At 68.1% G+C, this 8322-nt stretch carries 8 protein-coding genes; 3 read left to right on the forward strand and 5 right to left on the reverse strand.

Annotated features, from left to right (window positions below):
- Positions 1–617 precede the first annotated feature (617 nt).
- Positions 618–977 carry a group 1 truncated hemoglobin gene (locus tag MJ785_RS10190; protein WP_239380577.1) on the reverse strand — a complete coding sequence of 120 codons (360 nt, stop codon included), beginning with the start codon at positions 975–977 and terminating at the stop codon, positions 618–620.
- An 88-nt stretch (positions 978–1065) separates the two neighbouring features.
- The gene (locus tag MJ785_RS10195) at positions 1066–1401 is read right to left on the reverse strand and encodes a hypothetical protein (protein WP_239380578.1); all 336 of its coding nucleotides are present in this window, start codon (positions 1399–1401) and stop codon (positions 1066–1068) included.
- A 429-nt stretch (positions 1402–1830) separates the two neighbouring features.
- Here MJ785_RS10195 and MJ785_RS10200 point away from each other — a divergent pair, with 429 nt between their 5' ends.
- The 3 genes from MJ785_RS10200 (at position 1831) to MJ785_RS10210 (ending at position 6055) form a co-directional block, all read left to right on the forward strand.
- Positions 1831–3804 carry an ABC transporter ATP-binding protein gene (locus MJ785_RS10200; RefSeq protein ID WP_239312289.1) on the forward strand — a complete coding sequence of 658 codons (1974 nt, stop codon included), beginning with the start codon at positions 1831–1833 and terminating at the stop codon, positions 3802–3804.
- Between the two features lie 141 nt (positions 3805–3945).
- Positions 3946–5436 carry an MFS transporter gene (locus MJ785_RS10205; RefSeq protein WP_239380579.1) on the forward strand — a complete coding sequence of 497 codons (1491 nt, stop codon included), beginning with the start codon at positions 3946–3948 and terminating at the stop codon, positions 5434–5436.
- 148 nt (positions 5437–5584) lie between these two features.
- Positions 5585–6055, forward strand: coding sequence for a helix-turn-helix domain-containing protein (locus tag MJ785_RS10210; RefSeq protein ID WP_239346806.1), 471 nt, complete (start codon positions 5585–5587; stop codon positions 6053–6055).
- A gap of 38 nt (positions 6056–6093) precedes the next feature.
- On the opposite strand, the gene MJ785_RS10215 is transcribed toward MJ785_RS10210, so the two are convergent.
- The 3 genes from MJ785_RS10215 to MJ785_RS10225 are packed head-to-tail and all read right to left on the reverse strand — an operon-like array spanning position 6094 to position 8284.
- The gene (locus MJ785_RS10215) at positions 6094–6267 is read right to left on the reverse strand and encodes a rubredoxin (protein WP_239380581.1); all 174 of its coding nucleotides are present in this window, start codon (positions 6265–6267) and stop codon (positions 6094–6096) included.
- An 11-nt stretch (positions 6268–6278) separates the two neighbouring features.
- Positions 6279–7169: an alpha/beta fold hydrolase gene (locus tag MJ785_RS10220; protein WP_239380583.1), complete on the reverse strand. Its 891-nt coding sequence runs from the start codon at positions 7167–7169 to the stop codon at positions 6279–6281.
- Entirely contained in the window at positions 7166–8284 is a 1119-nt protein-coding gene (locus MJ785_RS10225; RefSeq protein ID WP_239405232.1) for a fatty acid desaturase, read from the reverse strand. Before MJ785_RS10225 ends, MJ785_RS10220 begins: the two co-directional genes overlap by 4 nt.
- Positions 8285–8322 lie beyond the last annotated feature (38 nt).

Genomic DNA, 8322 nt, shown 5'->3' on the forward strand with positions numbered 1-8322 from the left:
GGGGGGACTTGAACCCCCACGCCCTTAGAGGGCACTAGCACCTCAAGCTAGCGCGTCTGCCATTCCGCCACCCGGACGTGCATGCCCTGTCGGACCTGCAACGAAACAGACTCTACACGGCTCGCACCGTTGCTGACGCAAGGGTCCCGTCAGGCCGGCGGGCAATAAATGATCTTGAATCTCCTCGGAGCCGCGCCGGTCGGCGCCTGACCTTGAGCCCTTCCCGGCGGATGGGGGTGCGACTGGCATCCCCGCTGGCTTGTCTACCGCGATCACCGCCGGCACCCAGAACCGCTACCCTGTAGCGATCAACAACAGGGAACGCGGCAGCGCGGGGACGCGGCAGCGCGGGGTTGGGGCAGCGCGGGGTTGGGGCAGCGCGGGGTTGGGGCAGCGCGGGGTTGGGGCGCGCACCTCACGTCATCGCTCCCCATCCATCGCCGCGCGATGCACGGGTACCCCGGCTCGTCGGTCTCGCGATGCACGCACCCCAGCCCCGCTCCTTGATCCACACTCCTATTGCCAGGCGCTCTTATTCCGCAATGAGCCGCACGGCGCAGGCTGCGCTGACAAGGCCCGCCATATCACTCCGGCGGTGTCATTTATGACATGAGTTGCTACGATGATACCGAGACAATATCGGAACGCAGCGGGGCAAGGGCGGCTCCGATCTGGCTGGTGGTTTCCGCCGGGACGCCGAGGCTTTTCAATGCCGCAACCAGATGATCCACCACCGCGTCGAAGTGTGCGTTGGTAGCGCCGAACACGGCGTGTACCGCAGCCATGTCCCGCCCCTGGTAGATCTCGGGACCACCGATCGCCGCGGCGATGAACGCCCGCTGATGCGCCTTGACGCGAGTCAGGTCCCGATTGGCAAAGAAGGGGGCAAGACTGGGATCGGCCATCACCCGGACGTAGAACTCGTCGACCGTGGCCTGCACGGCCGTTGCGCCGCCGATAGCGTCGTAGATACTCACCAGAGGTCTCGCTTTCGCAGGAGGGGCCAACCGGAGGCCATCGACCATGTTTGTTGCCCGAGGTTGCGCTGGTACACAGCCAACAGGTTCACTGAACCGCGGACACAATTTCTTTAAAAGAGGAAAATGTCCGCGCGGCAGAGCCAGATGGCAGCCGACCGCAGGCCGTTCGGCTCCTTCTGTTCCGTGCCGGAAGAAGCTTCACCTGCTGGGAGGCGGTAGGGAGCAGCGGTGCCCGGGCCGGGCCGAGGCCCGCCAGGTCGTCATACAACCAGTCAGCGCACAACCAGTCGGCGCACGACGGAGTGGCTGACAGGCCAGTCCCCGCGAAGAGCCCCGCACCGGACGGCTCCGCCGCGGTCCAGCGAATCTCGAAGTAATTCTCGAAGTAATCGAGATAGCAGCTGAGGCTGGATAACCGCATGCGAACGACAGCGATATTCGCGTATCCTGGGCCGAGCCTGTATGACGATGGCTGGGCTGCCGCCGTCCGGCACACCCATCCACCGCGAGGTAACCAACGCCGTCGCGGCGTCGCGGGGCTGAGGCACGCGAGCCGCCGACCGGGCGGCGCGAACCGGACAGTCCTATTGCCGGAGCTTCTTGACTCTTTTGGCGAGATCCGTAGGGCACAGGCCATGGAGCCGCCACGGCGGTCGTGCACGACCGCCGTGGCGGTGCGGCTTGTTCGGGCACAAGACCACGGCGCGAGACCACGGATGACAAAGATCGATCTTTTGAAGGCGGGACGCGTGCCCTCGCTGTCATCGAGGCTGGAACTGTGGATCGAGACCTTGCCGACAGCAGTCCTGTTCTGCCCCAGCGAGACACGCCACCGTCCCTGGAAGAGCCCGTGTCCGCACGTACGCCCACCTCGCCGAACGCACCAGCCCCGGAACCTGCCGGCAGCCCGCCGCTGGCACGCGACCCCGTCCTGACCTATGGCCGGGAGGACGAAGCCACCTCCCGGCCGTGGTCGAAGCACGACCGGACGCTGGCACAGACCGGTTTTCTCATCATGGCCAAGCGGCTGCCGGGGCTGTTCCGACTCGCCTGGTCGCTGGCCTGGGAGTCCGACCGGGCTGGGTTGATCACCATGGTCACCCTGCGGGTGCTGTCCGGGATTGTGGAGGCTGGTGGGCTGCTTGCGGTGGCCGGCGCGCTCGGCGCGTTGCTCAGGGAGGGGCCGACCCCGCGGCGGCTGATGGCGGCATTGCCCGCGCTCGCGCTCGTCGTCGGCGCTGGGATTGTCCGGACCGGACTGTCGATGGTCAACAATTTCCTGCGGACCCGCTTCGGTCCCCGGGTCGACCGTGTCTCGCTCATCCGGCTGCTCGAGCTGGCCACCCGTACCTCCGTGATGGCCTTTGACGACCCCGGGTTCGTCGACGATCTCGATGCCGCGGAGCGGGGTGCCGCGAGCGGGCGTCAACTTGTCGACAACACGGTCGACGTGCTTACCTCGGGGGTGCAGATCGCTGCCGCCGGCAGCGTCCTCGGCGTGCTGCACCCCGTCCTGTTACCGCTGCTGGTGATCTCGATCGTGCCGGACGGCTGGGCGTCGGTACGTTCCGCCAGGCTCGCGCACGCGTCCTGGCTGGGTCACATCCGCCCGGTCAGGCGCCAGTACATGTTGCGGCACCACATGACGGAACGCGGCTGCGCCGCGGAGATCCGATCGTTCGGTCTCGGCCGGTTCCTGCTCGACGAGTACACCGCCCTGGCCCGCGAGCACGAGGCCGAGCAGGTGCGCGTCGGCCGCGGGCAAGCGGTGTACCGGCTGACCGGCGAGGCCGTGTCAGGGCTCGCGCTGGGCGCTGTCTACGGGACGCTGATCGTGCTGCTCAACACGGGCATCATGCCGCTCGCCGCCGCGGGCACGGCGGTGTTGGCGATCCGTAACGGCCGGGGCGCCCTGTCCTCGGCTTTGAACAGCCTCAACAGCGCCTATGAGAACTTCCTCTACTTCGGCGAGTACCGGAGCTGGATCGCGGAGGCGACCCGCCGGGTGCCCCGGCCCCGGGCACGCCTGGCGCCGGCCAACCCAACAGTGATCAGAGCCGACAACGTCACCTACGCATACCCCCGTACCGACACCCCGGCGCTGCGCGGGGTCACGGTGGAGCTGCGCAAGGGCGAGGTCGTCGCATTCGTAGGCGCCAACGGCAGCGGCAAATCCACGCTCGCGAAGATCCTCGCAGGCCTGTACGAGCCGGACTCCGGCACAGTGAGCTGGGATGACACCGTTCTCGCCGAGGTCGACCCGGACAGCGTCCGGTCGAATATCGGTTTGATCCCGCAAAGCTACACACAGTGGCCGATGTCGGCCCGGCTCAACATAGCCGTCGGCCGGATCGGGCGCCTGGCCACGGACGGGCCGGACAGCGTCATCCCCCCCGCGGAGGCGACCGGCGCAGCCGAAGTGATCGGAAAGTTACCATATGGTTACGATACGTCCCTGGCGCGCCAGTACAACGCCGGGCACGACCTGTCCGGCGGCCAGTGGCAGCGGATCGCCTGCGCGCGGGCGGTCTATCGGGATGCGCCATTCCTCATTGCGGACGAGCCCTCCGCGGCCCTCGACGCCCGTGCCGAGCAGGCTTTGTTCAACCTGATTCGCGAGCTGGCACGGGAGCGGACGGTTCTACTGATCACCCACCGGCTCGCCAGCGTCCGCACCGCCGATCGCATCTACGTCCTCGACGACGGCCTGGTGGTCGACGAGGGTACGCACGCCGGGCTGATGACCCGGTCCGGCATTTACCGCGAGCTGTTCACTCTCCAGGCCAACCAGTTCCTCGACGCGGAGGCGTCCAGGACCAGATGACCATGACAGTGAGCGGCTGTTTTTGTTTTCCTGGCTCCGTACGTCGGGCCGAGCCTTCCTGGGGTCGCTTCTCACGCCGACCGCCGGTACCGTACCCTCCAACACATCAGTTGTGTTTGCCAACTCACCTGTGAGGGATCCGTGAGCGTTCAGGACAACGAGGCCGCCAACGCATCCCCACCGGTCTCCGTAGCGCTCACCGCCACCACCGACACGTCTCCCACCGACACGGGTACCGCCGCCGCGGGCCGCTCGGTGGCCCACGTGCGCCTCGGCCCGGTCTTCGCCGTCGTCGCCGCGGGCGTGGCCATGTCCAACCTCGACCTGTTCATCGTCAACGTGGCGCTGCCGCGGATCGGCACACACTTCGGCGGATCGTCCCTGGCTTCGTTGTCCTGGGTGCTCAACGCCTACGCGGTGCTCTTTGCCGCGCTGCTGGTACCGGCAGGCAGCCTGGCGGACCGCACCAGCCCGCGGCGGGCCTACCTGTGGGGTATCGGCGTCTTCACCGTGGCCTCGGCGCTGTGCGCGCTGGCGCCGAGCGTCTGGGCGCTGGTCGCCGCTCGGGCCGTCCAGGCCGCGGGCGCGGCCATGCTCATCCCCGCTTCGCTGGGGCTCCTGCTCGCGGCCGCCCCGCCGCAGCGGCGGGGCTCCACGGTCCGGGCCTGGACGGCCATCAGCGGCCTGGCCGCCGCGGTCGGCCCGGTCGTCGGTGGCCTGCTGACCGAACTGGACTGGCGATGGGTCTTCCTGGTCAACCTTCCCTTCGGCCTCGCCGTCCTTCTCCTCGGTCCGGGGATCCTGCCGCGTACTCCCGCGCGGCTGAACGCCGCCCGCCCCGACCTGCCCGGTGCGGGTGTTTTCATCGTGGCGATCGCCGTGCTGACCCTTTGCCTGGTCCGCGGCCAGGACTGGGGCTGGGCCTCGGGAAGGACGCTCGTCTCGCTGGTGACCGGGGTGGTTCTCCTCGTCGTGTTCGTGTACCGCTCGGCACGTCACCCGGCGCCGATCCTGCCGCTGCCGCTGCTGCGGGTGCCCGTGTTCAGGGGCGCGGCCCTGGCCGCGCTCCTGTTCTCCGTCGCGTTCGCGGCGATGCTGTTGTCCATCATCCTGTGGTGCCAGCAGGTCTGGACCTGGTCGGCACTGCGTACCGGCCTCGCGATCGCGCCGGGACCGCTCATGGTGCCGGCACTGGCCGTCGGCGCAGGACCGCTGGCCCGGCGGATCGGTGCGGGCTTTGTCGCCGCAGCCGGTTGTGTTCTCTTCGGCTGCGGGATTGCCTGGTGGGCGCTGCTGCTCGAGCCTGACCCCACCTATCTGCGGGGGATGCTGCCGGGCATGCTGCTCACCGGTGTCGGGGTGGGCCTGACCCTGCCCACCCTGATCAGCGCGGCCGTCACCGCGCTGCCGCCACAGAGCTTCTCCACCGGTTCGGCGGTGGTCACCATGGCTCGCCAGCTCGGCACCGTGCTCGGTGTCGCGATGCTCGTCGCGGCCCTGGCCCCGGCCCGGGGCGAGGGTGTCGCGGTCGCCGTACACGCCTACGACAGCGGCTGGCTGTTCACCTTGGCCGCGATCGCCGCCGGTGCGGCCGCGTGCCTACTTCTCCCCCGCGGGCACTCCCCGACCTGATCACAATGAATGATAATGGTTCATAACCGTATATAACAGGAAAATCGGTCATCCGGATGGCGGTGGCCCGTCGGCTGGCAGGGCGCTCACCCGGTCTCGTCGCGGGCATGACGGGAACAGCCCTGTCGATGGCCCGTACAATAGATCCATGCCGAAAGGGCCGGATCCGCGTGCATGTTCCATCGCCGACACTCTGCACCTGGTTGGCGAACGTTGGACATTGCTGGCCATCCGAGAGCTCATGCTCGGTGTGCGCAGGTTTGACGGTATTGTGCGCAGTACCGGGGCGCCGCGCGACATCCTGACCGTACGGCTGCGGAAGCTGGAGGCCGTCGGCATTGTCCGGCGGGAACAATACAGCGATCATCCGCCACGTTATGAATACCATCTGACGCCCGCCGGGAAAAACCTCACCGACGTGCTGCTCAGCCTGATGAAGTGGGGCGACCAGCACCTGAACGCCGGTGACCCGCCGGTGCGCTGGCGGCACACCTGCGGTGAGGTCCTGGATCCGGTGCTGGTGTGCCGGCACTGCGGGGAGCCCGCCGGGTCAGGTCTGCATTCGCCAACCGGTCGCGGCGCGCTCGTCTCCCACACCGAGCCGGTGGCGACGTCCTGACCCGGCCCTGGCAACGGCAGGTTCCGCATACAGCAGAGTCACAGTGGGGCCATGACAAAGTCGTTCTTGCCGACCCCGCAGTTGGGGCAGGTCCAGGAGTCGGGGATGTCTCCCCAGGCCGTGCCCGGCGCGATGCCCTCGTCGGGCAGCCCCAGGTCCTCGTAGTAGGTCCAGCCGCAGACCAGGCACATCCACGCCTTGCCTCTGACCATGGTTTCCGGCTTCATCCGACCGATGCCTCACTCTCCGGAACGTGCGCTGACACGACGTGCTTGGGCGGGACGTGCTCGGCCACAAAGGCCGAGACGGCGGCCGTCACCCGGGCCGCCATGAGAATGCCGAGGTGGCCGTGGCCCGGGGCCACCGCCAGACGTACGGTACGCAGGCCCGCGGCGATGGCTTCGGCGTCGGAGAACGGGACCACCGGGTCGCCGGGGTCGTGGATCGCCAGCTTCGGGCAGTCCAACGTCCGCCCCAGCCCCACCACGTCCCAGTGACTGACCGGCACCCCGTTACGCCGGTGCAACTCAGCGTAGATACGGTCGACGACCGGCCGGGACATTTCCGGCCGACCAGCCGACCACCGTTCAAGGACACCCGCCAGCGAGGCGGCCGGGGCGACGAAGGCGAGGCAGTCGACGGGCATCGCCGGACGTGGCGCCAGCGCGCCGACCGCGGCGATCGAGCCCAGCGAGTGGGCGATGACCGCCCGCACCCCGCCGAGGGTGTCCAGCACCGTCCCGGTTGCCCGGGTGAACTCGGTCATCGTCGCCTGTGAGCCGGCGGAGACGCCGTGCCCCGGGGCGTCAAACGCCGCCACCCGGAAACCCAGCTGCCGCAGCGGGCTGATCAGCCCGTGCATGCTGCTGCTGTCAGCCCCCCAGCCATGCACGAGCAGGACGGTCGGGCCCTGGTCCCCCCACAGGTAGCCGCCGCGCACCCGGGGCTCACCGTCCACCCGGAAGCCGCGAGCACCCAGCGGCGATACGTCGTCGGGGTACACCCCGAGCGGGCGGGTGTCGCTGAAGGTGTCGGCGGCCAGCCGCCCGGCTCGAACGGGTGCTACCGACCGCAACACGCTGTAGCCCAGGCGGCGGATCGCGACCGGTGTCACGAGCCCGCCCCGACGGTCTGCGGAAGCTCCTTGACCGTCCGCCGCTCCTGGGGCGGGACATGCGCTCGGGAGAAGTCCATGTAAAAGCCGGACGCCGTGTCATAGAAATGGCAGCGACGCAGGATGTGCCACAGGTGCCGTATCTTCACCTCACGTTCCCGGATCATGCCCGGGTAGGCGCGCTTCAAAGCGGCCTGTGCCTTGGTGAGGTTATAGAACGGGACAACCGGGGCCACATGGTGTGCGGTGTGGATCGAAATGTTGTGGGTCAGGAAAAGCAGCCATCGCGGGTAGGCGTAGTCCGTCGTGAGCAGCAGCCGGCTGGCATTGCGGGTCCAGTGCTCGGATGTCAGGTAGGGCACATCACGGGAGCTGTGATGCATCAGCGTGGTGGCGCTGAACCAGGCATGCGTGGCGAGCCACGGGCCGACGAAGTACAGCAGGAACCCGGTCGCCCCGGTGTAGTAGACGAGCACCGGGAAGTACCCGGCACAGACCGCCGCGACGAACAGGATCGAGCGCCGGGCGTCGCGGCGCATCTCCTTCTTCGGAAAGAAGCTCGGCCGGAACCCGGACACCCGCCAGTAGTTGATGGTGCCGCCCCAGAACGCCCAGGTGCGGGTGCCATGATAGATCATTTTCTCCCAGCGCGGCATCCGGTCATACAGCGCGGCCGGAATGGGCCGCCAGTCGGTGTCCAGCTCCAGGTTGTTGGTGTGGGTGTGGTGCATGTTGTGCGCGTGCCGCCAGGCGTGGAAAGGATAGATCAGCGGCAGCAGCGACACATGCCCGACGGCAATGTTGAACCAGCGGGATCGGGAGAAGGAGTTGTGCCCGCAGTCGTGGGCGATGCAGTGCAGGCCCCACCCGCCCAGCCCGGCCACCATCAGCAGCGGCAGGTACAGCGGCCAGTACGGGGCGAAGCTCATGCTCACGACCGCGCCGATATAGAGTGCCCAGCTCACGGCGAAGCCCAATAACCCGCGGGCAACCCGCGGCTCGATCAGGGATTTCGGGATCGCCGCGGCGAGCCGCTCGTTCCTGATCTGCTCCGACTTCTGGAGAAAGTCCTCGAAGTATGCGTCCGGGGCTGAGGGGAAGCGGTATGTCGGCATGGTGTCCAGTCCAGTCCAGTCGGTTGCCAGTCCTGCGG

It is taken from the genome of Protofrankia sp. CiT1, assembly GCF_917627335.1.
Lineage (GTDB): Bacteria > Actinomycetota > Actinomycetes > Frankiales > Frankiaceae > Protofrankia.